The organism is uncultured Litoreibacter sp. (genome assembly GCF_947501785.1).
Classification (GTDB): domain Bacteria; phylum Pseudomonadota; class Alphaproteobacteria; order Rhodobacterales; family Rhodobacteraceae; genus Litoreibacter.
Genome location: NZ_CANMXB010000001.1, coordinates 1,059,512 through 1,084,276, shown reverse-complemented (window position 1 = coordinate 1,084,276; position 24,765 = coordinate 1,059,512). Strand labels below are relative to the sequence as shown.

Sequence of the window (24,765 nt, the reverse complement as noted above, 5' to 3'; positions counted from 1 at the left end):
GGGCCGCCGGTCAGGGTCAAGGATGGCTTCAGTTGGAGGCTGGCGCTTCCATGCTGAGCCAGAACTGGCCCGAATTGTCATACGGCATGAACCGCGCGTGCAACTCGTCAAAGGTGGCTTGCGGGTTCAGGTCCTCGAACTCGTCGGGATGCAGCCACTTGGCGATCTGCTGAATCGCGATGAAATGATACGGCGAGTTGTAGAACTGGTGGTAGATGGAATGCATCCGCCCGTCCCGCACCGCGCGCAGGTCCCTGAACCCGTTGCGTTGGGCCAAAGCGGCTAGGCGCTTGTCGTTCTCAGCCGGCTCACCCTCGTAGCCCAGCAGCGTTGCGGTCACTTCAGGTTTGGCTTCGGCCCAATTGGCCCCTGTGCCGATGATCACATCGGGGTCGGCGGCAATGATGCCTTCAAGACTCACTTCTGTTGAATAGCCCGAAAACTTGGTGGAGCCGTAATTCACACCGCCCGCAAGCTCGACGAAGCGGCCATAGTTGAAGCTGCCGAACGTCCAGCAGCAAAAATCGGTGTTCCACCCGGCGGCGTTCTCGACAAAGACCAGCGGCTTTTCGTCATTGGGCAGGCTTTGCACCACGTTGGTGACTTTGCGCATTTGGGCGACGTAGAAGTCGATGAACTCCGCCGCGGCTTTCTCTTCCCCAAGCAAGCGGCCCAGTATCAGCATTGAGGGGATCGCGTTCTCGGTCGGGTTCTGGCGGAAGTCGATGAAGACCGTCGCCACACCCGCCTTGTCGAGCTTTTCGATCAGCCCGGTGTCTTCCGCTTTGAACAGGTTTCCAAGGTCAAGCAGCACCAGATCGACTTCTGATTCAAGCACCGCCTCGATGCTGAAGTCCCCGGCATAGGGGTTGCCGAAGTTGATCATCCGCGCGGTGTCCTGAGGGTAGGCGGCCTCGAACTTTCGGAAGGCGTCGGGGTCATAGAGGATCAGGTCGTCTTTCCAGCCGACGATCTTTTCGAACGGGTTGCCGTCCGACAATGGGGCCACGGCATACATCATGCGGCCTTCGCCGAGGATGATTTTGTCGGGCATTTCGGGCAGCGTCACTTCGCGCCCCGCGATATCGGTGAGTGTCACAGCTTCAGCAAATGCTTGAGGGGCTGATGCGAGAAGGGTCGCACTGGCTGCTATAGCAAAGGTGAAACCATGCACACGTTTCGTGTGAAACATGGGCTTCTCCTGGGTTGTGGACGGCGGAAATCAGCCATCTCAGGCATTAGCATTTATTAACTGACTAAATTAGTCAATTACTCTCTTGTCTTTTCTTACTAATTCACTCAACTTCTCCTCAGAGCCAGCCAATGTGAGTCTCCGGCAAGCCAGACACCCGTCATCCCGAAGGGAATGGGAATATGCAAATTGCTCAAGACAGCAGGCGCTTGCGCCGATCCGAGGCCACCGAAATGCTTTTCACGGCGGTTTCGTTTGGCGTGCCACAGATTTTCAACGTTGAATGGCTGATTGATAAGGTCGAACGCGACGAATGGAGCGGGCTATGGTGGTAAACGTCGCCCGGGAGACCAAGATTCGCCCCGATGATACGCTGCCCATTTATGAGGCGAGCGACCTCACCAAGGGCGGCGACCTCGCCCGGATCAAACTGGAGGATCAGCTCTACACCCTGCGCATTACCCGCGCGGGCAAGCTGATACTGACCAAATGAACGCGATGACCGCTCCGCATCGCGGCGGTGCGCCGGTTGGATTTGTGACGGAGCTGGGCCCGGCTGAGGCAGGCGCGGTGCTGTATCTTCGTCTGTGGTGCGATGGGCCGGATGCCCAGACGCTGGCGAGAGCCAACTTCGCCGCAGCCCTCGGTCAGAAGCGTGGCCGCTTGACGAGGGGTTGATCGACTACATCTTTGCCTCTTACGGCGGTGCGGCAAATGAAAGGCTATCAGGGCAGCGTCGCAATTTCTGAGGGTGCTGTTCACATCGCGACTGGGTCTCCACACGCGGGCGTCATTCAGACGTTCCAGCGCACGAAATTGGTGGAGGAGGTGCCCATAAGTGATGTCTGTGGCGTTGCGCTACAATTTCATCGCCTTCACCCATCTTACGAGGCGTAGAGACGGGATCGTTCCCCGACTGTTCCCGCGACACATATTTAGCAAAACTCTGGCAGACGAGATTTGTTCAAGGCGCTGCAAAATAATGGGGAAATTGGCTCCGACGGTAGGGATCGAACCTACGACCAATTGATTAACAGTCAACTGCTCTACCGCTGAGCTACGTCGGAACGGTTTGGGCGATATAGCAAGGGTCCTATGCCCCCGCAAGTGGGTTTGACGCGAAATTCGTCAGCGAAGTGAAAAAACCGCCGTCTCCGATAAATCGCCGTCGGGGGCGGCAATGTCGCGGGCGGTCAGGTCGATGAGATGGGCCAGCACGTTGCGGGTCGCGGCGGGCAGCAGGCGGGGGTCGACATCGGTGTAGATTTGGGCCGCCAACCCGGCGGCGGAGGCGGGGCCTTTGTCCAAAGCCTGCACAATCTGGCTTTCACGGCCGGTGCGGTGCTCCTGCAGGCCCGCGACCCGCGCGACCGGGTCGTCAACCGGCGCGCCGTGGCCGGGGTGGTAGGTGGCGTGGCCGTCGCGCCCCTGCAACAGCCGAAGCGAGGCCATGAAATCGGTCAAATGGCCGTCGGGCGGCGAGACCATGGATGTGGCCCACCCCATCACCATGTCGCCGCTGAAGACATGGCCGCTGAAGGTGCCGTCCCAGTCCAGCTCGAAACACAGGTGATTGCCCATGTGGCCCGGCGTGTGCAGTGCCCGCAGGGTCCAGTCGGACCCGGCTATCTCGCCCAGATGCGGCACGCTGACATCGGGCATGAAGGTCTCGTCTATGCCTTCGCCGCCGCCAAGATCGCCCAGCGCCGCCATCACCGGTGCGCGGCCCGCGCTGCTGGGGCCGAACCCATGCACTTTCACCCCGGCGACCTGCGCCAGCACCATGGCCAGCGGGGAATGGTCGATATGGCTGTGGGTCACCACCACGTGGCTGATGCGCTGGTTGCCTTCCAAGGCGCCCATGATGGCGTCCAGATGCGCCTGGTCCGGCGGGCCGGGGTCGATGACGGCGATGTCGCGATAGCCCACCAGATAGGTGTTGGTGCCGCGAAAGGTCATCGCCGACGGGTTGGGGGCAAGGATGCGTCTGATGCCGGGCGCAAGCGTTTCGGCCAGCCCCGCTTTGGGGTTGAATGTGGTGTGGTCGTCCATTGCTCTTTCCCTCCGCCGCAAGGCGGCTTAGCTTTGCCTGCGTCATGACCCAATTTTCAATCAAACGCTACTTGCCACGCAGCCTCTACGGGCGGGCGGCGCTGATCCTGCTGGTGCCAATTATCACCATCCAACTTGTCGTGTCTTTTGCCTTCATTCAACGCCTCTATGAGGATGTGACGGTGCAGATGACGCAAAACATGGTGCCGCAGCTGGAATTGCTGCTGGACGCGGTGCCGAACGGCGAGGGCGCGCTGAGCGAGGCCGCCGACACGTTGCAGCTGGGCGCCAACCTGCCCGCCGAGGCGTTGAAAGAACGGGTGCGATTCTATGATCTGTCGGGCCGCGCGGTGCGCGACACGCTGCAAAGCAGCTTTCCGGCCCTGACCGGGGTGGATCTGGTCGAGAACCGCAAAGTGGTCCGGCTGGCCTTTGACACGCCACAAGGCATGATGCAGGTCAGCTTCCCGCGCAGCCGCGTGTCGGCGCGCAACCCGCACCAATTGCTGGTGTTGATGCTGGCCACCGGCGCGCTGATGACGCTGATCGCCTATCTGTTCCTGCGCAACCAGCTGAAACCGATCCGCCGCCTGGCGACAGCGGCCGAGGCGTTCGGCAAAGGCCAGATCGTGCCCTATCACCCGTCCGGCGCCAACGAGGTCCGCTCTGCCGGTGGGGCCTTCCTCAACATGCGCTCGCGCATTGAGCGGCAGACGCAGCAGCGCACGCTGATGCTGTCAGGCGTCAGCCACGACCTGCGCACGCCGCTGACGCGGCTTAAGCTGGGCCTGTCCATGCAGCCGCAGGACGCTGACACGGATGCGCTGCTGGGCGATGTGGGGGAGATGGAGAACCTGATCAGCGCCTTTCTTGACTTCGCCCGCGCCGATGCGACGGAGGAGCTGGAACCCTGCGACCCCGCTGATCTGGTGCGCGAGGTCGCGGCCAATGCGCAGCGGGCGGGGCAGGCCGTGACGCTTGGGACGATGCCTGAGGAGCCCGGCGAGATGAAGCTGCGCCCCATGGCCATCAAACGCGCGTTGGAAAACCTGGCGGGCAACGCCACCCGTTACGGCACCAATGCCCGGCTGTCGGTCGATGTGCTGGAAACGGCCGTCCGCATCCGCGTCGAGGATGACGGCCCCGGCATCCCCGAAGACAAGCGCGAGGAGGCGCTCAAACCCTTCGCCCGCCTTGATGCGGCGCGCAATCAGAACAAGGGCTCCGGCGTGGGGCTGGGGCTGGCCATAGCCGCCGACATCGCCCGCAGCCATGGCGGCACTTTGCGTCTGGGCGAAAGCGAAGCGCTGGGCGGGCTCTGCGTCGATCTGGTGTTGCCGAGGTAGCCAAAACCGGTGCGTTGCCGATGGCACCTGTTGTCCGAGTTCGGCGCCACCGAGCCACGTTCACTCCGTAATAGTCGCTCGGCCGTTGGCTGAAATCAGGTGAATGTGGGGTCGCTCAGCTTCATGACGGATGCCGCCGGTCTGTCGTTCAACCGAAAGATGTAAGCAGTCTCAGGGCTTCTTCTGCGACCTTGTCCTTTTCACGCTCGCTGGGTGATACAATTCCGCGGATCGAAAGGCCGCTATCGAGCGCTGACAGAAGGTTCGCAAGCACTCGGGGGTCGCGATCAGGGGGCAACTCACCGCTCGCTTGCGCCGCCTCAAGGTTGCGCAAAAACAATGCATGCGCTTCCTTGTGGACCGCTTGTGCGGCGTCAAATGCCACTTCCGAGACGGTGTGTTTATCCGTCAGCGTGTTGATCAGGAAACAGCCGTGGTAGTCGTCTCCAAATCGTATCGATTGGAAGTAGGATCGGATATTGCCGATCCCCATCGGCTCCACAGATAGCACGTCGCGATACGCGGTGCGGGCGGATTTCAGGTAAAGGTCCAGCGCTTCCTGAAACAGGCCCTCTTTGCCGCCGAACTCGGAATAGAGCCCGAATCTGTTCAATCCGGTGACGTCAACCAGCTCCGACAAATGCGCTCCTTCGTAGCCCTTGGCCCAAAACAGGTGCATCGCCTTCGTCAGGACGTCGGTTCTGTCGTAACTTTTTCTTCGGCCCATGGCCGTTTATCGCGCAGTGGATTGGGTTACGCAAGATAAATCACCTATCGTTCAGAAAACTTCTTGATCTTCCGGTTTGGGCGATATCATTTATCACCTATCGTTCTGAAAAGGAGAATCTACGATGAAGAAATTGCTGACCGGCGTGGCGCTTGCCGCCGTCTTGCTTGCCCAAAGCGTTCAGGCGGAAGAGTCGAAAATCCTGGAAATTGCCTGGTTCAAACTGCTTCCCGGTGCAAATGAGACCCAATTCCTCGATGGTGCGCAGCATGTGCAAGACCACTTTCTGCCACGCTTTGACGGCCGCATTTATCGTGAACTGATGTCTGAACACGAGGGTGGCTATTGGATTGACTCCATTCACTGGCGCTCCGTCGGGGATTTCGAAAAGGCTGCGGCGGAAATCCTGACGGATCCCGATGGCGCGGCGATCATGGATTTGATTGACCCGTCCACAATGGCTTGGTTCCACGCCGACCGCGTCAGGCATTGGAACGTCGCAGAGGTCCCGAAAGGGGACGGCTATACAGAAATACAGGTGTTCCGTCTTGTTGCGCCGGGATCGGAAATCGAATTTCTCTTCCCGACAACAGATGAGGAATTCCTGGTGTCGGCCGAAGCCATTCAGGCTGATCTGGCGTCCAAACAGGGATTTCTCGACCGTGAGCTTTTCAAGACCACGGATGGCTGGTGGGTCGATTTGATCCACTGGGAGTCCAAAGATGCGGCTGATGCCGCGATGGGCACCATCATGGCTGACCTTGCAGATATGGAATCCGCGGCAATGGGCTTCATCAGCAAGATTGACCCAAAAAGCCTCAAGTCGTTTTCAATGAACCAAGAACGGTTTTGGTAGACCAACGCAGAGGCAGCGCAATCGCGCTGCCTCATTGCTCCCCCAACGCGATAGTGACGACGGAGCCGCGCGCCACGTTTCACATGCGCTCTCGCGGATAAGGTTGGGAGGCGGCGTGGCGAAAGGGGAAGATGGTAGGCCCGGCAGGACTTGAACCCGCAACCAAAGCGTTATGAGCGCTCTGCTCTAACCAATTGAGCTACAGGCCCCCAAGTGGTGAGGGGTTTGGCTACCAGACCGGACGCGCAGGTCAAGAGGGAACCGGATTGCGAGCGCATTCAGGGCGCGGTAGCGTAACCGCAACAAGGGTAAGGACCCCGTCTGATGAACTCTGCCCATCTGATAAAACTCTATACGGTTTATTTTCTGTTAACGGTGATTGGCCTTGGCGCGGGCGCAGCGGCGCTTTCGGCGTTGTTTGATGTGGAGATCGGCGGCTCGCTTGGGATCGTCACAGTGATCTTGCCCTCGATGCTGGTGGGGCACCGCTACGCCAAAAGGTGGGAAAGCCGCCCGCCAAACGGCTACGCGTGGCGGCTGACGGCGATATTCACCTTGATCAACATAGGGCTGGGGCTTTGCGGCGCGCTCGTCTTTGTAGGCGTCATGTTTGGGTGGCAAGAAATCAGCGCGATCATGAGCGAGTTTGCGTCGGGCTATTTGCTGGCTATCGCGGCGGTGATGTTCCTGATCTACTGGCTCGCGGGCCGGTTCTTCTTCGGCTTTGGCGCGAAGAACCAGTTGAAATCCGTGGCTGAGAAGGCCGCCCGCGCGGCCAAGGATCAAAACCAGCCGTAGACTCTGGCCAGCGCCCTTGTTAGGTCGCTTGCGACCATTTCAGTTGCCGAGAGACGCGCCATGACTGACGCCAAAAAGAACGGATTGACCTACGCGGATGCGGGGGTCGATATCGACGCCGGCAACGCGCTTGTGGACCGCATCAAACCCGCTGCCAAACGCACCAACCGGTCCGGCGTCATGTCGGGCCTTGGCGGCTTCGGCGCGATGTTCGACCTCAAGGGCGCGGGCTACACCGACCCAATTCTGGTGGGGGCTACTGATGGCGTGGGCACCAAGCTGCGCATCGCGATTGATACCGGCAATGTGGACGGGGTGGGCATTGATCTGGTCGCCATGTGCGTCAACGACCTGATCTGCCAAGGCGCGGAGCCTTTGTTTTTCCTCGACTATTTCGCTACCGGCAAGCTGGAACTCGACGTGGCCGCGCGCATCATCGAGGGCATTGCGGAGGGCTGCGTGCGCTCCGGCTGCGCGCTGATCGGCGGCGAGACCGCCGAGATGCCGGGCATGTATCCCGAGGGCGATTTCGACCTTGCGGGCTTTGCCGTGGGCGCGATGGAACGCGGCGCGACTTTGCCCGCTGACGTCGCCGTGGGTGACGTGCTGCTGGGGCTGGCCTCAGACGGGGTGCACTCCAACGGCTATTCGCTGGTGCGCCGCGTGGTGGACCATTCCGGCCTGGACTGGGCGTCTGACAGCCCGTTCAGCGACGAGACCCTCGGCGCGGCCTTGCTGACGCCTACGCGGCTCTACGTCAAACAAGCGCTCGCGGCGGTGCGGGCAGGGGGCGTGCACGCTCTGGCCCATATAACCGGCGGCGGGCTGACCGAAAACATCCCGCGCGTGCTGCCGGATGGCATGGGCGTGGCGATTGATCTGGACACATGGGACCTGCCACCGGTCTTCAAATGGCTGGCAGAGGCGGGCGGCATTGCCGAGGCAGAGATGCTGAAGACCTTCAATTCCGGCATCGGCATGGTCCTGGCGGTGGACGCAGGCGAAGCCGACGCCCTGACCGCGCTGCTGCAAGAGCAGGGCGAGACCGTCGCGCGCTTGGGCGAGGTGACCGCCACCGAGGGTGTCGCCTACACAGGCTCATTGCTTTGAAAAACGTCGCCATTCTGATTTCGGGTGGCGGGTCCAATATGGTGGCGCTTTTGGACAGCATGGTGGGCGACCATCCGGCGCGGCCCTGTCTGGTGATGGCCAACAGCGAAGATGCGGGCGGGCTGGCCAAGGCGGAGGCGCGGGGCGTCAAAACGGCTTGGGTCGATCACAAACCCTATGGCGAGGACCGCGCCGCGTTCGAGGCGGAGCTGAACACCCATCTTGAAGCCGCTGGCACCGACATTATTTGCCTGGCTGGTTTTATGCGCATCCTGACGCCCGCGTTCATGGAGACGTGGCAGGGCAGGATGCTCAACATCCATCCCTCGCTCTTGCCGAAGTACAAAGGCCTCAACACCCACGCCCGAGCGCTCGCCGCAGGCGACTCGGAGGCGGGCTGTTCGGTGCATGAAGCGACGGCAGAACTGGACGGCGGACCGATTCTGTGTCAGGCCCGGGTGCCGATCGCGCCCGACGATGACGCGTCAACATTGGCGGCCAAGGTCTTGAGATTGGAGCATATTATCTACCCCGAAACGCTGCGCCGTTTCGCTGGCGGCGACAATGCGCGGCGCGACCATCCAATTGACGCCACGTGACCCGCCAACCCTTTCATTTTCTGGATTATAAGCGTATGACGCCTTGAGCGGGGGCGCCTGACGACAAGAACAAAGAACAACCGGACGCATATGAAAACCATCACCACCACGGACGAGCTGGCCGCCTATTGCGCCCATGCTGCCAAATTCGCTTACGTCACCGTCGATACCGAATTTCTGCGCGAACGGACCTATTACGCCAAGCTGTGCCTGATCCAGCTGGCCGTCGCGGGCGACGATCTGGAAGAAGACGCCGTGCTGGTCGACCCGATCGAGGGCAGCGACATGTCGCTGGAGCCGCTCTACGATCTGTTCCGCAACCCCGACGTGGTCAAAGTCTTCCACGCCGCGCGGCAGGACCTGGAAATTTTCTACGTCGAAGGCGGGGTCATCCCCGCGCCGCTGTTTGACACGCAGGTGGCCGCCATGGTGTGCAATTTCGGCGAGCAGGTGGGCTACGAGACGCTGGTGCGCAAGATTGCAAAATCCTCCGTCGACAAATCCTCGCGCTTCACCGACTGGTCGCGCCGGCCGCTGTCGGATGCGCAGAAGAATTACGCCTTGGCGGATGTGACGCATCTGCGCGTGATTTACGAATACCTCTCCAAGCGGCTCAACAGCACCAAGCGGGTGCCGTGGGTGGAAGAAGAGATGGCCGTCCTCCGCGCGCCGGAAACCTATGTGGTTGAACCAGCGCAGGCGTGGAAACGCGTCAAGGTGCGCACCAACGCGCCCAAATTTCTGGCCATCGTGCGCGAGCTGGCGCAGTTCCGCGAAAGCTATGCGCAAACGCGCAACGTGCCGCGCAGCCGGGTGTTCAAGGACGACGCGCTGCTGGAACTGGCCTCGACCAAACCCAAGGACATCAAGGATCTGGGTAAATCCCGCCTGCTGCTGCGCGAGGCGCGCAAGGGCGACATTGCCGAGGGCATTCTGGCCTCGATCTCTGCCGGGTTGTCCTGCCCGCCAGATGAAATGCCAAAGGTTGCCCCTCCACGGGACAAGAGCACGATCAACGCGGCTTTGGCCGACCTGCTACGGGTCTTGCTGAAGGCCAAGGCGGAAGAGGTGGGCGTCGCTCAAAAGCTGATCGCGACGGCGTCCGATCTGGACGATATCGCAATGGGCGAACGCGACGGGCTGTCGATGACCGGCTGGCGCCGCGAGGCGTTTGGCGAAGATGCGCTGCGGCTATGTGGCGGCGAAGTAGCCCTGACCGCCGATGGCGACAAGGTCAAAATCATCAACCTGAGCTGAGGGTTCGTGCCTACCGACGAACGGTGCGCTGGTTGCGCAGCCCGCGCACGGTGATGGTACGCACGCCTTGTAGCGCAATGTTGCTGAGGCTCGCGCCAGCGATGATTTCGCGCGACGCCACGGTGCCCTGCGCGCGGCGCTGCAGCGGCGGGACGACGCGGAACTCATACACCACATTGGCGGGGTCGGGTGTCTGGATGCGCACCAGTTCGGCGTCCCAGAACCCTTGGGTGGGCGGCACGCCCACGGCGCGGATGATGGCACCGCCTGGTGTGGCGTCCACGGCAAGTTCGGTCACCTGTTCGACAAATTGGCGACCGTCATTGGTGGCGGCCTCGGGTTGCACTTCAATCGTTTCCGCCCGGTCGCGACCAAACCAGTTGAACGGGTTGAGCCTGCTATCGGCGACCCGCCCGCAGGCTGAAAGGGTCAGGATGACGGCCAGGCTGGCCAGAAGCGGTTTGGTCATGCGTGTCACGAGTGGTCTCACCTGTTGTGCGGCCTTTTGCAGGGCGCTTCCCCCAAACAGCTACCGCATGGGCGCGAATTTGAAAAGCTAAAGGTGGACGCGGCACCGCGTGGCGCTATACCTGCCCTTAACCAAATGACGAGGATATCAGGCCCCATGGCGCAAGAGAAATTTGAAGAGATCGTCGAGACATTCGAATTCCTCGACGACTGGGAAGATCGCTACCGCGAGGTGATCGACATGGGCAAGGCGATGCCGCCCCTGGACGACGCGTTGAAGGTGCCCGCGACCAAGGTTGATGGCTGCGCAAGCCAAGTCTGGCTGCACCCCAAGATCGAGGGCGGGGTCTTCACCTTTGAAGGCGAAAGCGACGCCATGATCGTGCGCGGGCTGATCGCGGTGCTGCATGCGCTTTATGCGGGCCTGCCGGTGGATGAGGTCGTGACAGTGGATGCGGGCGCAGAGCTGGGGCGGTTGGGGTTGAACGATCACCTCTCGGCGCAACGCTCCAACGGTTTGCGGGCGATGGTGGAGCGCATTCGCAGCGTCGCGGCTGCGGCTTGAAACCGGCCCTTCGGGGAGGATACTTCAGACCATGGAAAGCGGTTAGAGGCGCGCCAGCGACGTGGCGAGGTCGCCGTATCCAGTGAAGCGGTATTCGTAGTCCAGCCCCAGCTTTTCGGCACAGGTTTTGGCTTTGGCTTGCAGGGCCGGGTCGTCGGTCTGGGCCTGATAGACCAGCTTGGTGTAATGGCCGAAATACATGTCGCGCAGGATGGCGGCTTGTTTTGGGTCGCGGTCCAGCCCCAGCGGCTTGGTGACGAAAGCATCGAATTGGCGGACAAGGAAGTCGGTGAGGTAGAAGGCGGTCAGCTCGCCCTTTGCCTCGAACGCGGCGTTGCCTTCGAAGAAGGAATAGCAATGCGGGCCCTCGACCATCTGCACCCCCAACTCTGCGCAGGCGGCTTGCAATTGCCCGCCGGTGCCGCAATCGGCATAGACCACGAAAATCTGCGCGTAGGCGTCGCGGTGCTTTGCCACGGCCTCGCGCACGGCGGGGACGATCTTGTCAGGCGTGTTGTGGTAAATCGCGGGCAGGCAGGCCAATGTCATGTGGTCCCAGCCATTGGCGTCTTTGACGGCGATGATTTCACGCGCAAGCGCGCCGCAGGCCAGCAGCAGGATCTGCCCCTTGTCGGAAGGGGCCAGCCCATCCTCGGTCAAGGTCGCGTCGTCAGGGATCATCGCGGTTCAGCCGTTTGTGCAGCGCGCGGATCAACAACCCCGCCAGCATCGCCAAGGGCAGCAGCACCGGGATGCCGCTGGCGGCTTGTCCCTGCGGCTGCATCTGCGCGAACAGGAACACGGTGAGACCTGCGGCCACGAGGACATAGCAGAGCAATAGGGCAAGGCGGGTGAAGGGCATGGGGTCTCTCCTTTGCCCTTTATGTATGCATCGCGAGCGCGTTTGCCACCGAGGGGCGCGCTTGCATCATCTCAAGGAAGGCGGACAGCTTCGGGAAGGCCGCCATATCCGCGCCGTCGCCCGCGAACCAGCGCGCGATGGTGAAGAGATAGATATCGGCGTTCGAGAACGTCTCGCCCAGCACAAACGGGCCCTTGAGGTAGTCGCTTTCAATCAGCGCGGCGTTCTCGGTGATGTTGCTGGCCACTTTGGCCTGCATGGCGGGGTAGGTGGCGGGGTCGTCCGACCAGCGGTGCCCGCGCATCTTGTGGGCGTGGTTGATATGCACGGTCGAGGCCAGATAGAGGAACACTTCCTCCATCTTGGCGCGCTGCCACGGGTCGTCGGGTGTCAGCGCGGCTTGGGGATGGGTCGCCGCGATGTAGTTCAGCATGGCGGCGGTTTCGGTCAACACGCCATTTTCGGTCATCAAGGCGGGAACCCGGCCTTTGGGGTTGATGGCCAGATAGTCGGGCTTGGTCTGCGCCTTGGCGGCAAAGTCCACCCAGACGAGGTCAAAATCGGCGCCGACCTCATTGAGCGCGATATGCGGCGCAAGCGCGACGGTGCCTTTGGCGAGATGCAGGGTCAGGGCGGGCATCGGTTGTCTCCAATCGGCAAGGTCATTTTTCTGGACGATGGCGCGGGTGATGTCCGCTGTCAATTGACCGCGCAGCTATTGGAGGTCAGCCAAAGAATGACAACGCGGACCCCAAAACAGCTGGGGCGGCGATCTTTGCGTATTCTGAGACCTTCGAGCTTCCAGTGGACTTGAACAAATCCTGCAAAGCCCCACCGTAACGCGCGGAAGCGTAGAGAATTCGGAATTTCTGGGCGTCACACGCGGTGTAGCCCGCAAGCCATAGATCCGCGAGGCCGAGCGTCTTTTCTTCCTCTTCGTCAGCGCGCGCTTTTTCGCGGCGTGCCACTTCGTCTGTGGCCCATGTCTCGTCAAGCACGGGATGTAGCGGGGTGATCTTGCGCCGACCTTTGGAGAGATCGGTTTCTTCCACCACCCATGGCAGGTCGCTGGCGGAGCTGGTTGCCCCGCCTGTATCTGCCTTTTTCAAACTATCTTCCGCCGCCAGAAATGGAGCCATGCGCAGTTGCGCCCAAACCGTGACAAGAACAAGCACCGCAGAAAAGCCGAACCCAACGAGCAGCAGGTAGCTTTGCAGTGCGGCTTCGCGTGCCGCCGAGAGTGTTGCGTCGCTGTCACCAAGCGTGTCCGCCAGATCCGTTGTCAGGAAGGCGACGGCCAGCAGTATCACCAGAAAGGTCACCGTCAGCGTCGCCGTCAAAGAGCCCAGATCGCTTTGGATATCCTTTGGTTTGAGCGTGTAGCCGGACGGCAGCCATTGCAAATTGATAGGGTAGCCACTTGCCTTGGCATGACGCCGCAGCGCCTGCCAGATTGGCTCCGGATCGGGTGCGGTGCCGTAAGCTCCGTTCACGGTCATATAGGGTGTAACAGTGCCATTTGGGTCGGGTTTGGGCGGGTCCTCCAAGGCTGCGGCGCGGTTGGGAAGATCCTGCACGTGAGAAGGGCGCGGGAAAGTGCTGACGTAGTTTGCCACAAGGAAGACGGTGATAGCGGTTGCGCCAGCCGACGTTCCCGCGAGCAGGGCAAAGATGGTGAACTGGCTGAGCGTGAACGTGCCGGACGTGTCAAACATCGCGAGTGCGGCCATAACGGCGACTATGCCAAGCGCCGCCGCGAGGCCGGTGACCAACCCGGGCGCTTTGCACAACACGACGTCTTGTTGCCTGAAATGCGGGATGGATTTGAGCAGCAAGGCCCATATGACCAGTAAGAAGGCCAAAACGATGCCAACCACGATGCCGGTTTGGTCAAATAGAAATATGCCGCCCAGCACGCTGACGGCGCCAAGCGGAAGGGCAAGCGCGAGTATCCAGTTCGCCTGGTAGCTCAGGCTGTAGGCATGTGGCGCGTCAAAAGCGTTACCCAGCGTGCTTTGCCAAGTGCGCACCGCCAGCTTGATTTGCGCGTGGATGATCGCGGCCAACACCACGACGATCAGCAATGTGCCAATGATCAAAGGCACGAGGTGCTGGTAGGTCTTGTAAGCAGCCGCCCGAGGCGAATTGCCTGCAGCCTTTGCCTGCATTGCCTCGACGGCATCTGCCGCCGCTTTGCGCTCTTTCAGGGTGCAATTGTCCCCGCCTGCACATCGCTGCAGCAAAGCATCTCGGGCCGCATCCGAGCGGGTTTTGAGATTTGAGCCAATTGAGTCTTCGATGGCGTTCTCGGGCAGGGCGCTGTTCCATTGGAAAGGCGCGGCGGCCAGGACGGGGATGAGCGCAACAAGAACACCCAAGCCTACGACAGTAGCCACGACTTTCCCAAAACCGGCGCCCCAAACCTGGGTATGCGGCGTCATCACTCGGTTGAGATGCTTCAGAAAGGTGTCAAACCTTTCTGTGCGGTCCGCATCAGCAGCCATATTCCGTCCCCCAGTTGCGCCTCTGGAGGGAGCTTAAAGCGGAAGACGATGTTGGGGCAAGGCGGCCGGGTTAGCCTACCCGGCGGCCATCTGGTTGTGCTTACGGGCCATGAATTCCTTGGCGGTTTCCACGGCGACGGCCGCGTCGCGGCAATAGGCGTCGGCGCCGATGGCTTTGCCAAATTCCTCGTTCAAAGGCGCGCCGCCGACCAGCACGGTGTAGTCGTCGCGGCGGCCTTTTTCGACCAGCGTGTCGATCACCACCTTCATGTAGGGCATGGTCGTGGTCAGCAGGGCGGACATGCCCAGAATGTCGGGCTCTTCCTTGTCCAGCGCCGCAAAATAGTCATCGACGGAGTTGTTGATGCCCAGATCGACAATTTCAAAGCCCGCGCCTTCCATCATCATGCCGACAAGGTTTTTGCCGATGTCGTGGATGTCGCCTTTGACGGTGCCAATCACCATCTTGCCGACGCGTGGCGCGCCGGTTTCGGCCAGCAGCGGCTTGAGGATGGCCATGCCGCCCTTCATCGCATTTGCGGCCAGCAGCACTTCGGGCACGAACAGGATGCCGTCGCGGAAGTCGTTGCCGACGATGGTCATGCCGCCGACAAGCGCCTCGGTCAGGACGCGGTAGGGTTCCCACTTGCGTTCCAGCAGGATTTCGACGCCTTCCTCGATCTCCTCCTTGAGGCCGTCGTAAAGGTCGTCAAACATCTGGGCGACAAGTTCTTCGTCGTCCAGCTCGCTCAGGATGATGTCGTCTTCTTCTTGGTCTGACATGGGGAGGCCCTTTGCACGTGTCTTTTTTGGAGTGTTGGACCTATCTGCCTGTCGTTGCAATTTAATTTACGACATGCGCGAAGTCGTGACCGACTTGTGATTGCGTGTGTTCTCTATTTGTTCTAAATTGATGGAATGGAGACTGATCCTCAGATTGATGCCGCATTGCGGCGCGGGCGCGGGGCCGCTACGAACCGGACGAACCGGTTTGAACGGCTGGTGCAGGTCGGCATTGATGACGGGTGGGGCCGGGACGAAGACCTGCCGCCGGTGCGCACCGAAGTCAGCGTCGAGGTGCCGCGCAAAGTGATCTCGCGCAACACCTCGCCCGACCTGCATTTCGACCGCTCCATCAACCCGTATCGGGGCTGCGAACATGGCTGCATTTACTGCTTCGCGCGGCCAAGTCACGCCTATCTTGGCCTGTCTCCGGGGCTGGATTTCGAGACGCGGCTGATCGCGCGGCCTGACGCGCCTGCCTTGCTGCGCAAGGAACTTCAGGCGAAGCGCTACGTGCCTCGGGTTATTGCGATCGGGACCAACACAGACCCGTACCAACCCCTTGAGAAGACGCATAAAATCATGCGCGGCCTGTTGGAGGTTCTGGCCGAGCATCGCCACCCCGTGGCGATTGTCACCAAGGGCACATTGATCGAGCGGGACCTGGATGTTCTGGCTGATCTGGCCGCGGACGGCTTGGTGCGCGTGGGCATTTCGGTGACGACATTGCAGCGCGATGTGGCGCGCAAGGCCGAACCGCGCGTGCCGTCGCCCGCGCGACGGCTGAAGACAATCGAACGGCTGGCCGCAGCGGGGGTCGAGGTGCGCCTGATGGCCTCGCCAATGATCCCCGGATTGACCGATCACGAGTTGGAAGCCGTGCTGGAAGCGGGCAGGGACGCGGGGGCGCTTTGCGCTTCGGTCACGCCATTGCGGCTGCCCCGCGAAGTGTCGCCGCTGTTCCAGGATTGGCTGGCAGAGCACTTCCCCGACCGCGCAAAACGCGTCATGGCGCGGGTCCGGGAGATGCATGGCGGTCAAGATTATGATGCAAATTTTGGCAGCCGGATGACCGGGACGGGGACCTATGCCGCGCTGATCCAGCAGCGTTACCGCAAGGCCTGCAAACGGCTTGGACTCGCCGAGAAGCTGCCGCCGCTGCGCAGCGACCTGTTCAAAGTGCCTGCGCGGGCAGGCGACCAGCTGAGCCTGTTCTAGCCGGTGATAACGAAGGTTAGGCGAACTTGGTCAGGACAGTACAAGCTGGCCCGCAGGTCTGCATGCGGGGGCACGAGGGGACGGTGCGGGCAAACCCGGCTCCTTGGCGAAATTTTGGGCCCTATTGGACGCTAGTTTTCTTTCAGTTCCTGCATCAAAAGAACAAGCAAATCCGCCTCGTCATCATCGCTGAGCTCAGTGTTGCGCCATGCAATGGACAAAGCGCATTTGACCGCTGCCCATTGCAGCAATCGACGCTCATTCACACCAAACTTGGCGCTCCAATTGCTGGCTCGCATTCTTATTCTTGCCGGGGCACGAATAAGGTCTTTCATGCCCCTTGGATTTCGAAATGCATTGGCCAGCTCATAGGTGCGTTCCCCCAACACGCCCTTTGCATCAAAGGCTCGATACCCGTGCGCACCGAGCCGGACGTTGTCGTGGTGCAAATCGCCATGAAGTGGCCGCAAGTCGTGGGACGTGGACAGAAGGTCGCGCGCCAGAACTTTGCTTTGCTGAATGGTGTGACGCAATTCCGGGTCGCAATCCGCACTGAGCTTCAGCTGAAGCAAGGAGCCAAACCAATCGGCAAGCGCCGGAAAGTCACCACTGATGGGACCCGTGCCTTGATGAATTTTGACCGCCAGCTTGACCAACTCATTGTCGGCTTCTTCGTCCCGGCCGCTGCGCGCCAGATCACCCAGCGATGGTCCATCAAGCCACTCAAGAAGCATGGCATTGTCCGACTGAATGTACACGTCAGCGCAACCGCGTCCCTTCAGAGCCTGCAAAAACGCGAAGCCGCACCTTTCATTTCCCATGTTTTGGTTCTTGTAGATCTTTAGCGCGGCGTGTTCACCGCTGCGGCAGATCACCCTCCAAACCGTGGCAATTGAGGTTTCATCAATGAACGTGGGGGCTGAGACCTGAAAATTCTTTAGTATCCGTGAGGATACCCGTGGCGGTACATTCATGGCGGCAAATTACAGATAAGATGGGCCCGACGAAACCCAAATCGGCAAATAGCCGGCACATCCGCATAACGAACCTCGACGCAGGAAAAACCTTATCCTGTCCGTCACGGCCTGCCCCTCGCAGAACGGGCCCGCAAACGCCGTTGGCACCCCGACCGATCAGACGGGGTGGGTTCAAGCTCGGTGCTGTCATTTGTATAAGGGTGGCGACGTCGCCGTTCCTGCGGACCGCAAATGCGGTGTCCTTTGCGCCGGGCTTTACGCCGACACATCTGGTCTACCGGTAGCGCCAGAGTGCGTCGCGGGAGACGGTTTTACCCGGCTGCGACGCTCCAAGAGCCACAATGTGGATACGACGGGCGGCCCTTGTAGGGACGCGCCGAAGGTTCGAACGGCGGCAGGTATAGCTGCCCCGAATTTATGAGGCGTTAACCATGCGTGCGGTGCCTAGGCCGTGGCGCGACGCCGCCCGCCCGCGCGGGCTTTGCGGGCGCCGGGGCCTTTGCCGTCGGTGCCGTCGCTCTCTGACGAGAAGCCGCCAAGGGCGTCGGTGATCTGTTCCAACGACGGCTTGCCATTTGGGGCCCGCGTTTCCAGCGCTTCGCGCATGTGGCGCAAGTGCTCGGGCGTGGTGCCGCAGCAGCCGCCGATGATCCGCGCGCCCGCGTCGCGCGCCAGCACGGCGTAGTTTGCCATCAACTCAGGCGTGCCGTCATAGTGGATATGGCCGTCATGGTATTTCGGGATGCCGGCATTGCCCTTGGAAATGAGGGGCAGGGTGGCGTCTGAGAACCCCAGAACGGTGCGCAGCAGATCGGACGAGCCGACGCCGCAATTTGCCCCGAAGGCCAGCGGTTTGTGCTTGAGCCGTTCCATCTGCGTGACCATCGCGGCGGAGGTGACGCCCATCATGGTGCGCCCCGCGGTGTCAAAGCTCATCGTGCCGCACCAGGGCATGCCGGCCAGCGCGATGCCTTCGGCGGCGGCCTTCATTTCTTCGGGGGCAGAGATCGTCTCGACCCAAAGCACATCCGCGCCGCCCGCTTTCAGGCCCTCGGCCTGTTCGTGGAACATCTCGACCGCGCTTGCGTGAGACAGCGTGCCCACAGGTTCCATTATGTCGCCTGTCGGACCCATCGAGCCCGCAACGACGACAGGGCGGCCCGCGGCGTCGGCAACCTCGCGGCCAATCTCGGCGGCGCGCTGGTTCAGCTCAAACACGCGGGACTGGGCGTCGTGCAGCTTCAGCCGCGACGCGTTGCCGCCAAAGGAGTTGGTCAGAAAGATATCCGACCCCGCTTTGACGGGGCCTTCGTAAAGCGCCTTGATGCGATCCGGGTGATCGGTGTTCCAAAGCTCCGGCGCGTCGCCGGATTGCAGCCCCATATTGAAAAGTTCGGTCCCCGTGGCCCCATCGGCCAAAAGCCAGTCGCGGGTGGAGAGGAGTTTCGTCAGGGCGTTGTCGGTGCTGCTCATGGCCTGCGTCCTTTGGTGTCATGCGCTGCAGCGCATGACATGCCGTGACCCGTGAGGCAAATTCATAAAACCGATAATGATTATGAGTTTGGTGGTATTTAGAGGGGGTGGCGAGGTGAACCCCGCCCTACAATTCGGACATCACCTGCGCTTTGGCCTCGACCATCAGCTCGGTCATCTTGGCGCGGATCGTGTCCTCGTTGGATTTGCCGCCCAAATCGCCCGCGACCTTGCGCACCACGTCGTCATCGCCAGCTTCCTCAAAATCGGCTTTCACCACCTCTTTGGCGTAATTCGCCGCGTCATCGCCGGATTTGCCCAACAGGTCGGCCGCCCAAAGGCCCAGCAGCTTGTTGCGGCGGGCTTCGGCCTTGAACTGCATTTCTGCGTCATGGGCGTATTTGTTTTCAAAAGCATCTGCGCGGTCGTCAAAGCTGGCCATTTGGGCCTCCATATTATGCGTGGTGTTGCCTTAGATATGACCATGGATGCGGGGCGGCGCAAGGGGGAGACGCTACATATAGGGGCATAACTTGTGTGGCCGCGCCCCGTGGCGTATAGGCAGCGTAACCGCGGGGCCGAAGTGAGTCCCGTGCGCGTTTTGGGGACCGCAATTATGGCACGTCGCAAGAAAATCTACGAAGGCAAAGCCAAGACCATGTATGAGGGCCCGGAGCCCGGCACATTGGTCCAGTATTTCAAAGATGACGCGACCGCGTTCAACGCCGAAAAGCGCGACGTGATTGAGGGCAAGGGCGTGCTGAACAACCGCCTGAGCGAGTTCTTCATGACCGGGCTGACGCAAATCGGCGTGCCGAACCACTTTCTGAAGCGGCTGAACATGCGCGAGCAGCTGATCCGCGCGGTGGAAATCATCCCGCTGGAGGTGATCGTGCGCAACTACGCCGCAGGGTCCATGGCCAAACGTTTGGGGATGGAAGAGGGCACGGTCTTGCCGCGTCCCATCGTCGAGTTTTCCTACAAGAATGACGATCTTGGCGACCCTTTGGTGCCGGAAGAGTATATCATCGCCTTCGGGTGGGCCTCGCAGCAGGATATGGACGACATGGTGGCGCTTGCGCTGCGGGTGAACGACTTCCTGTCGGGCGTCATGTACGGCGTCGGCATCAAGCTGGTCGACTTCAAGATCGAGATTGGCCGCCATTACGAGGGCGACTACCAGCGCCTGATCGTGGCCGATGAAATTTCGCCCGACAGCTGCCGCTTGTGGGACATCGAAACTGGCCAGAAACTGGACAAGGACGTGTTCCGCCGCGACCTGGGCAATCTGGCGGATGCCTATACCGAAGTGGCCAAACGTCTGGGCGTGATGCCGCAAAACAGCCCCCAGCCGGGCAAGCCGCAGCTTATTAACTAAGCCGCGGGATTTAGGTATTTTTGAAACAGTGATGGGTGATGTCGCACCCACGAACGAAGGAAAGCAGCGATGAAAGCCAAGGTACATGTGATGTTGAAGAACGGCGTGCTGGACCCGCAAGGGGAGGCCGTGAAACATGCGCTCGGGACATTGGGTTTTGACGGGGTTGACGGCGTCCGGCAAGGCAAGGTGATCGAGCTGGACCTGGCCGATGGGACGTCCGAGGCGACCGTTGCCGACATGTGCGAGAAGCTGTTGGCCAACACGGTGATCGAGAGCTACTCGATCGAGATGGTGTGAGCATGAAGGCGGCGGTCATCACCTTCCCGGGGTCGAACTGCGACCGCGATTTGGCTGTGGGCTTCGAGCTGGCGGGCGCGGATGTCACCATGGTTTGGCACAAAGACACCGAGCTTCCGGCGGGGCTGGATGTCATCGGCATCCCGGGCGGGTTCTCTTTTGGCGACTATTTGCGCTGCGGGGCGATCGCCGCGCGGTCCCCGGTGTGCAAGGCGGTTGTCGATTTTGCGCAACGTGGCGGACATGTCATCGGCATTTGCAACGGGTTCCAGGTCCTGTGCGAAACCGGCCTGCTGCCGGGCGTTTTGATGCGCAACAAGGGGCTGAAGTACATTTGCAGCCAGCAAGGTCTGCGGGTCGAGAGCACGGACAGCCCCTACACCAACGCGTTTGCCAAAGGCGCCGAGATCACGGTGCCGATTGCGCATCATGACGGCAATTACTCGGTGGATGACGACATGGTGGCACGCCTGAAAGGCGAAGACCGCGTGGCGTTCAGCTATTTGGACAACCCCAACGGGTCCGCAGGCGACATTGCCGGGGTGCTGTCCGAAAACCGCCGCGTGTTGGGGATGATGCCCCATCCCGAGCGGGCCACGGAAGCCGCGCATGGCAACACGGATGGGGCTGCGTTGTTTGCCTCGCTGATCGGTGCAATGGCGACGGCGTAATTCCGCCGACCGCCGCTATTGAGCCCCGTGCCGTGACGCCGTAACTTGGCGCCCATGTTGCCACGGACCCCGAACAAAGACGCCCCGCCGCGCCCGATTGGCGCCCGCTGGCAGGTGCGTCTGTTCGCGATCATGCTGATTGCCCTGGCCGTGGCCATCGTGTGGGTGTCCAACCTTTGGCTGACGGATCGGTTTACCGAACGCACGCGATCCTCGGCGGAATTGCGGGTGGCGCTGTATTCCAACGCGATCAACTCGGAATTGCAGCGCAACCGCGTTGTGCCGCTGCTGCTGTCGCGCGACCCGGTGATGGTGGGCGCGCTGAACTCCAACGACTTTTCGGCGACGTCGCAGCGGCTGATCTCCTTCAAGGAAGAAATCGGCGCGGCCGAGCTGCGGTTGCTGGACGAGGAGGGGCGCACCGTGGCGTCGTCTGACCGGCTGCAGATTGGCGAGGTGCAACGCAGCGAGGCGTTCTTCATCGACGCCTTACGCAGCACGGATACGCTGTTTCACATCACCGAATTGGAAACGGGCGCGTTCCAGTTCACCTACTCGCGTCGCATCGAATCGGAGCGGCAAGGCATCGGTGTGATTGTGGTGGATGTGGACCTGCGCCAGTTCGAAGGCCGGTGGCGCTCGCCCACCGACGCGGTGATGATTACCGACAGCGAGGGCCGGATCGTGATCGCGACGGACCCCAGATGGCGCGCCCAGACCGTGGACGCGGCACTGGCGGCACAGTCACCCGCGGGGGCGTTTCAGCGGGCATTGGACGCGACCAACGGCTATTTCGAGCTTGGGCGCTCCCCTGATGCGTATCTGCGCGAAGAGGCGGTGATGCGCGTCGATGGCCGCATCCCGTTCAGGGGCTGGCGGCTGATCAGCTTTTCCACCTATGCCTCTGTGCGCGAACGGGTAAACGGCGTTTTAGCGTTGGAAATCATGGGCTTCGCGATCCTTCTTGCCTTGACCTTTTACGTGCTGTCGCGCCGCGCCCAGTCGGCGGCGGGCTTTTTCCGGCGCGAAAGCGAACAGCTGCGCGAGCTGAACGCGCGGCTGAGCCGCGAGATTGCGGAACGCAAGAAGATGCAGGAAACCTTGGCCGTGGCCGAGCAGTCGCTGGCGCAATCGCAAAAGCTGGCCGCATTGGGCGAGATGTCGGCGGCGGTGAGCCACGAACTGAACCAGCCTTTGGCGGCGATGAAGACCTATTTGGCCGGTGCCAAGCTGCTGTTGCAGCGCAAACGGCCAGAAGAAGCGCAAAGCTCCTTCCAGCGCATTGACGACCTGATTGAACGCATGGGCGCGATCACCAAACAGCTGAAATCCTATGCCCGAAAGGGCGGGGACACGCTTCTGGAGGTGGATTTGCGCGACGCGGTGTCAGGCTCGCTGTCGATGATGGAGCCGCAATTGAAGCGCGGAGACATCAAGGTGGTGGTGACCCTGCCGGATCATCCGGTGAAGGTGATCGCCGACCGCGTGCGGCTGGAACAGGTGATCATCAACCTGTTTCGCAACGCGCTGGACGCCACCAAATCTGCCGAACAGCCGCAGATCGAGATTATGTTGAACGCGGGCGAAACCGCGACCCTGTCCCTGCGCGACAATGGCGAGGGGATAGACAACCTCGATGACCTGTTTGAGCCCTTCTACACCACCAAGGAGCCGGGCGAGGGGGTGGGGCTTGGTTTGGCCATCTCATCGTCCATCGTCACCGAGCTTGGCGGCACCCTAACGGCAAGAAACGGCCAATCGGGCGGCGCAGTGTTTGAAATGCAGCTTCCAATGCATAATTCTACCCCAAGGTCGGCCAAAGACGCCGAGGCCATCAAAGCCGCTGAGTAGTGCGGCCATAACCGCCGCCCAAAATGGCGGGACGTAAAGGAAAAACCGATGCAAAGTGCAAGTGCCCTGAAGATCGCGATTGTCGATGACGAACAGGATATGCGCCAATCCATCAGCCAATGGCTGGCCCTGTCAGGATATGACACCGAGACGTTCGGCTCTGCCGAGGACGCGTTGAAGGGCATTGGCTCCGACTATCCCGGCATTGTGGTCTCCGACATCAAGATGCCCGGCATGGACGGGATGCAGTTCCTCAAACGCTTGATGAGCACCGACAGCTCGCTGCCGGTGATCATGATCACCGGCCATGGCGACGTGCCGATGGCTGTGGAAGCCATGCGGGTAGGGGCGTTTGATTTCCTTGAAAAGCCATTCAACCCGGACCGGATGACCGAACTGGCCAAACGCGCCACCACCAACCGCCGCCTGACGCTGGACAACCGCGCGTTGCGCAAGGAGCTGTCGGACGGCACCAAACTGATGAAGAAGCTGATCGGCTCCAGCCCCGTGATGGAGAGGCTGCGCGAGGACATTCTGGATCTGGGCCAGGCCGACGGCCATGTGCTGATCGACGGCGAGACCGGCACCGGCAAGACATTGACCGCCCATGCGCTGCATGCCGTTGGCCCGCGCGCGGGCAAGAAATTCGTGGCGCTGAGCTGTGCCGCCTTCGACGAGGCATCGCTTGCCGCCAAGCTGTTTGACCCCGTGGAAGAAGGCGACACGCTGCCCTTGGTCGAAGAGGCGCGCGGCGGCACGCTTGTTCTGGAAGACATCGAGGCACTGCCCGGCGTGCTGCAGGCCCGCCTTTTGCAGTTCATCAACGACCAGGGCGCCCCCGCAGAGACCCGCATCATCGCGATCTGCAACACGCAGGAGCAGGACAAGACCTGCGAGGACCTGATCCGGGGCGATTTGTATTACCGGCTGGCGGCGATGAAGATCACCATCCCGCCGCTACGTCAGCGGGGCGAAGACATACTGACCTTGTTCAACCGGTTCGGCGAGCAATTCGGCGAGGAATATGGATCAGACGCGCCGGAAGTGTCCGCCCAAGAAGCGGCGCAACTGCTGCAGGCCCCGTGGCCCGGCAATGTGCGCCAGCTGATCAACGTGGCCGAGCGCGCGGTGCTGCAAAACCGGCGCGGGTCGGGGTCAATTGCCTCGCTGTTGATGGCGGACAACGCCGAGATGGGGCCGGTGGTCACCACCGAGGGCAAGCCGCTGAAGGAATATGTGGAAGCGTTTGAGCGCATGCTCATCGACAACACGATGCGGCGTCACAAAGGCTCGATTGCGTCGGTGATGGAGGAGCTCTGCCTGCCGCGCCGGACGTTGAACGAGAAGATGGCGAAGTACTCGCTGCAGCGATCGGATTACCTGTAGCGGCCCGTGACCCAAATGTGCCTGCGGCGCCGTTCTTATTCATTTGGGGCTCTGCCCCCGTCGCTGGCGCTCCTCCCCCGGGATATTTCTGAACGAAGGAAAGGGACGGCGTTTGCGCTTTGTTTCCTGAATGGAAACAGTGGTGTTGGGCGTTATCTGTGGTGTGGCATCGAATCCGCATTGTAAAAGCCATGTAAAACCCCCTATGTAAGAGATACGTACCGGTGGACGCTTCTTACGGCGCATTGGACGGTAGAGTTTCACTGACCCCCGCTTGCAGGACAAAACAAGCGATTGCTGGGCAGGATTAACGGCTTCTTTACGAGGCCAGAGCCTAAGATGGTTCCGAACCATCAAGGCATTTCGAACGGGCAGCCCCGAAACGCGGCGCT

The 24,765-nt window shown here is 61.1% G+C and carries 29 protein-coding genes and 2 tRNA genes; 17 read left to right on the top strand and 14 right to left on the bottom strand.

The window, feature by feature from the left end; all coding sequences use genetic code 11:
* Positions 1–28: 28 nt before the first annotated feature.
* Positions 29–1,192 carry an ABC transporter substrate-binding protein gene (locus tag Q0899_RS05315; RefSeq protein ID WP_299191343.1) on the bottom strand — a complete coding sequence of 388 codons (1,164 nt, stop codon included), beginning with the start codon at positions 1,190–1,192 and terminating at the stop codon, positions 29–31.
* 182 nt (positions 1,193–1,374) lie between these two features.
* On the opposite strand from Q0899_RS05315, the gene Q0899_RS05310 reads away from it, so the two are divergent.
* From Q0899_RS05310 to Q0899_RS19375, 4 genes are read left to right on the top strand one after another with little or no spacing between them, the layout of a single operon-like run.
* Positions 1,375–1,527, top strand: a complete 153-nt coding sequence (locus Q0899_RS05310; protein WP_298290616.1) for a hypothetical protein — start codon at positions 1,375–1,377, stop codon at positions 1,525–1,527.
* Positions 1,518–1,685, top strand: a complete 168-nt coding sequence (gene hemP, locus Q0899_RS05305; protein WP_298290619.1) for a hemin uptake protein HemP — start codon at positions 1,518–1,520, stop codon at positions 1,683–1,685. The genes Q0899_RS05310 and hemP overlap by 10 nt, the downstream gene beginning before the upstream one ends.
* On the top strand, positions 1,682–1,870 hold the full coding sequence (locus tag Q0899_RS05300; RefSeq protein WP_299195434.1) for a hypothetical protein: 189 nt from the start codon (positions 1,682–1,684) through the stop codon (positions 1,868–1,870). Before hemP ends, Q0899_RS05300 begins: the two co-directional genes overlap by 4 nt.
* A gap of 36 nt (positions 1,871–1,906) precedes the next feature.
* Complete coding sequence (locus Q0899_RS19375; protein ID WP_366942095.1) at positions 1,907–2,089, top strand: DUF1513 domain-containing protein; 183 nt, start codon at positions 1,907–1,909, stop codon at positions 2,087–2,089.
* Positions 2,090–2,184: 95 nt separating this feature from the next.
* Here the strand turns inward: Q0899_RS19375 and Q0899_RS05295 are convergent.
* Together Q0899_RS05295 and Q0899_RS05290 are read right to left on the bottom strand one after the other, a co-directional pair.
* Positions 2,185–2,259, bottom strand: a tRNA-Asn gene (locus Q0899_RS05295).
* A 61-nt stretch (positions 2,260–2,320) separates the two neighbouring features.
* Complete coding sequence (locus Q0899_RS05290) at positions 2,321–3,244, bottom strand: MBL fold metallo-hydrolase (RefSeq protein ID WP_299191335.1); 924 nt, start codon at positions 3,242–3,244, stop codon at positions 2,321–2,323.
* 44 nt (positions 3,245–3,288) lie between these two features.
* On the opposite strand from Q0899_RS05290, the gene Q0899_RS05285 reads away from it, so the two are divergent.
* Positions 3,289–4,590, top strand: coding sequence for an ATP-binding protein (locus Q0899_RS05285; protein WP_299191333.1), 1,302 nt, complete (start codon positions 3,289–3,291; stop codon positions 4,588–4,590).
* A gap of 148 nt (positions 4,591–4,738) precedes the next feature.
* Here the strand turns inward: Q0899_RS05285 and Q0899_RS05280 are convergent, their stop codons facing one another.
* On the bottom strand, positions 4,739–5,317 hold the full coding sequence (locus Q0899_RS05280; RefSeq protein WP_298357255.1) for a TetR/AcrR family transcriptional regulator: 579 nt from the start codon (positions 5,315–5,317) through the stop codon (positions 4,739–4,741).
* A gap of 124 nt (positions 5,318–5,441) precedes the next feature.
* Here Q0899_RS05280 and Q0899_RS05275 point away from each other — a divergent pair, with 124 nt between their 5' ends.
* Complete coding sequence (locus Q0899_RS05275; protein ID WP_298357258.1) at positions 5,442–6,173, top strand: hypothetical protein; 732 nt, start codon at positions 5,442–5,444, stop codon at positions 6,171–6,173.
* A 132-nt stretch (positions 6,174–6,305) separates the two neighbouring features.
* Here Q0899_RS05275 and Q0899_RS05270 read toward each other — a convergent pair.
* Positions 6,306–6,382 (bottom strand) — tRNA-Ile (locus Q0899_RS05270).
* 115 nt (positions 6,383–6,497) lie between these two features.
* Between Q0899_RS05270 and Q0899_RS05265 the strand changes: the two genes are divergently transcribed.
* The 4 genes from Q0899_RS05265 (at position 6,498) to rnd (ending at position 9,937) form a co-directional block, all read left to right on the top strand.
* The gene (locus Q0899_RS05265) at positions 6,498–6,971 is read left to right on the top strand and encodes an ABZJ_00895 family protein (protein WP_299191330.1); all 474 of its coding nucleotides are present in this window, start codon (positions 6,498–6,500) and stop codon (positions 6,969–6,971) included.
* A 60-nt stretch (positions 6,972–7,031) separates the two neighbouring features.
* Positions 7,032–8,081 (top strand): phosphoribosylformylglycinamidine cyclo-ligase, encoded by a 1,050-nt coding sequence (gene purM, locus Q0899_RS05260; protein ID WP_299191328.1) that lies wholly within the window; start codon positions 7,032–7,034, stop codon positions 8,079–8,081.
* The gene (gene purN, locus Q0899_RS05255) at positions 8,072–8,680 is read left to right on the top strand and encodes a phosphoribosylglycinamide formyltransferase (protein WP_298293266.1); all 609 of its coding nucleotides are present in this window, start codon (positions 8,072–8,074) and stop codon (positions 8,678–8,680) included. Before purM ends, purN begins: the two co-directional genes overlap by 10 nt.
* Positions 8,681–8,770: 90 nt before the next feature.
* A complete protein-coding gene (rnd, locus tag Q0899_RS05250) occupies positions 8,771–9,937 on the top strand; it encodes a ribonuclease D (RefSeq protein WP_298290641.1) in 1,167 nt (388 codons plus the stop codon).
* A gap of 10 nt (positions 9,938–9,947) precedes the next feature.
* Here the strand turns inward: rnd and Q0899_RS05245 are convergent, their stop codons facing one another.
* The gene (locus tag Q0899_RS05245) at positions 9,948–10,406 is read right to left on the bottom strand and encodes a hypothetical protein (RefSeq protein ID WP_298290644.1); all 459 of its coding nucleotides are present in this window, start codon (positions 10,404–10,406) and stop codon (positions 9,948–9,950) included.
* Between the two features lie 156 nt (positions 10,407–10,562).
* On the opposite strand from Q0899_RS05245, the gene Q0899_RS05240 reads away from it, so the two are divergent.
* Positions 10,563–10,970, top strand: a complete 408-nt coding sequence (locus tag Q0899_RS05240) for a SufE family protein (RefSeq protein ID WP_299191326.1) — start codon at positions 10,563–10,565, stop codon at positions 10,968–10,970.
* A 42-nt stretch (positions 10,971–11,012) separates the two neighbouring features.
* Here the strand turns inward: Q0899_RS05240 and Q0899_RS05235 are convergent, their stop codons facing one another.
* The 5 genes from Q0899_RS05235 to Q0899_RS05215 all read right to left on the bottom strand — a co-directional run bounded on the left by Q0899_RS05235 (position 11,013) and on the right by Q0899_RS05215 (position 15,119).
* A complete protein-coding gene (locus tag Q0899_RS05235) occupies positions 11,013–11,651 on the bottom strand; it encodes a DUF1638 domain-containing protein (protein WP_298290650.1) in 639 nt (212 codons plus the stop codon).
* A complete protein-coding gene (locus Q0899_RS05230) occupies positions 11,641–11,832 on the bottom strand; it encodes a hypothetical protein (RefSeq protein ID WP_298357273.1) in 192 nt (63 codons plus the stop codon). The genes Q0899_RS05235 and Q0899_RS05230 overlap by 11 nt, the downstream gene beginning before the upstream one ends.
* Positions 11,833–11,851: 19 nt before the next feature.
* Positions 11,852–12,472 carry a glutathione S-transferase N-terminal domain-containing protein gene (locus tag Q0899_RS05225; RefSeq protein ID WP_366942094.1) on the bottom strand — a complete coding sequence of 207 codons (621 nt, stop codon included), beginning with the start codon at positions 12,470–12,472 and terminating at the stop codon, positions 11,852–11,854.
* A gap of 85 nt (positions 12,473–12,557) precedes the next feature.
* Positions 12,558–14,336, bottom strand: coding sequence for a hypothetical protein (locus tag Q0899_RS05220; RefSeq protein ID WP_299191323.1), 1,779 nt, complete (start codon positions 14,334–14,336; stop codon positions 12,558–12,560).
* Between the two features lie 75 nt (positions 14,337–14,411).
* Positions 14,412–15,119, bottom strand: a complete 708-nt coding sequence (locus tag Q0899_RS05215; protein WP_298290661.1) for a B12-binding domain-containing protein — start codon at positions 15,117–15,119, stop codon at positions 14,412–14,414.
* A gap of 135 nt (positions 15,120–15,254) precedes the next feature.
* On the opposite strand from Q0899_RS05215, the gene Q0899_RS05210 reads away from it, so the two are divergent.
* On the top strand, positions 15,255–16,337 hold the full coding sequence (locus Q0899_RS05210; protein WP_299191322.1) for a PA0069 family radical SAM protein: 1,083 nt from the start codon (positions 15,255–15,257) through the stop codon (positions 16,335–16,337).
* Positions 16,338–16,468: 131 nt separating this feature from the next.
* Here the strand turns inward: Q0899_RS05210 and Q0899_RS05205 are convergent, their stop codons facing one another.
* The 3 genes from Q0899_RS05205 to Q0899_RS05195 all read right to left on the bottom strand — a co-directional run bounded on the left by Q0899_RS05205 (position 16,469) and on the right by Q0899_RS05195 (position 19,229).
* Positions 16,469–17,311: an aminoglycoside phosphotransferase family protein gene (locus tag Q0899_RS05205; protein ID WP_299191321.1), complete on the bottom strand. Its 843-nt coding sequence runs from the start codon at positions 17,309–17,311 to the stop codon at positions 16,469–16,471.
* Positions 17,312–17,758: 447 nt separating this feature from the next.
* On the bottom strand, positions 17,759–18,787 hold the full coding sequence (bmt, locus tag Q0899_RS05200; protein ID WP_298290670.1) for a betaine--homocysteine S-methyltransferase: 1,029 nt from the start codon (positions 18,785–18,787) through the stop codon (positions 17,759–17,761).
* A gap of 127 nt (positions 18,788–18,914) precedes the next feature.
* On the bottom strand, positions 18,915–19,229 hold the full coding sequence (locus Q0899_RS05195) for a DUF1476 domain-containing protein (RefSeq protein WP_298290673.1): 315 nt from the start codon (positions 19,227–19,229) through the stop codon (positions 18,915–18,917).
* A gap of 174 nt (positions 19,230–19,403) precedes the next feature.
* On the opposite strand from Q0899_RS05195, the gene purC reads away from it, so the two are divergent.
* The 5 genes from purC to Q0899_RS05170 all read left to right on the top strand — a co-directional run bounded on the left by purC (position 19,404) and on the right by Q0899_RS05170 (position 24,373).
* Entirely contained in the window at positions 19,404–20,165 is a 762-nt protein-coding gene (purC, locus tag Q0899_RS05190) for a phosphoribosylaminoimidazolesuccinocarboxamide synthase (RefSeq protein ID WP_298290676.1), read from the top strand.
* 69 nt (positions 20,166–20,234) lie between these two features.
* The gene (purS, locus tag Q0899_RS05185; RefSeq protein WP_298290679.1) at positions 20,235–20,465 is read left to right on the top strand and encodes a phosphoribosylformylglycinamidine synthase subunit PurS; all 231 of its coding nucleotides are present in this window, start codon (positions 20,235–20,237) and stop codon (positions 20,463–20,465) included.
* Between the two features lie 2 nt (positions 20,466–20,467).
* The gene (gene purQ, locus Q0899_RS05180) at positions 20,468–21,136 is read left to right on the top strand and encodes a phosphoribosylformylglycinamidine synthase subunit PurQ (protein WP_298290682.1); all 669 of its coding nucleotides are present in this window, start codon (positions 20,468–20,470) and stop codon (positions 21,134–21,136) included.
* Between the two features lie 54 nt (positions 21,137–21,190).
* Positions 21,191–22,987 (top strand): ATP-binding protein, encoded by a 1,797-nt coding sequence (locus Q0899_RS05175; RefSeq protein WP_299191317.1) that lies wholly within the window; start codon positions 21,191–21,193, stop codon positions 22,985–22,987.
* Positions 22,988–23,035: 48 nt separating this feature from the next.
* Positions 23,036–24,373: a sigma-54 dependent transcriptional regulator gene (locus tag Q0899_RS05170; protein ID WP_298290688.1), complete on the top strand. Its 1,338-nt coding sequence runs from the start codon at positions 23,036–23,038 to the stop codon at positions 24,371–24,373.
* Positions 24,374–24,765 lie beyond the last annotated feature (392 nt).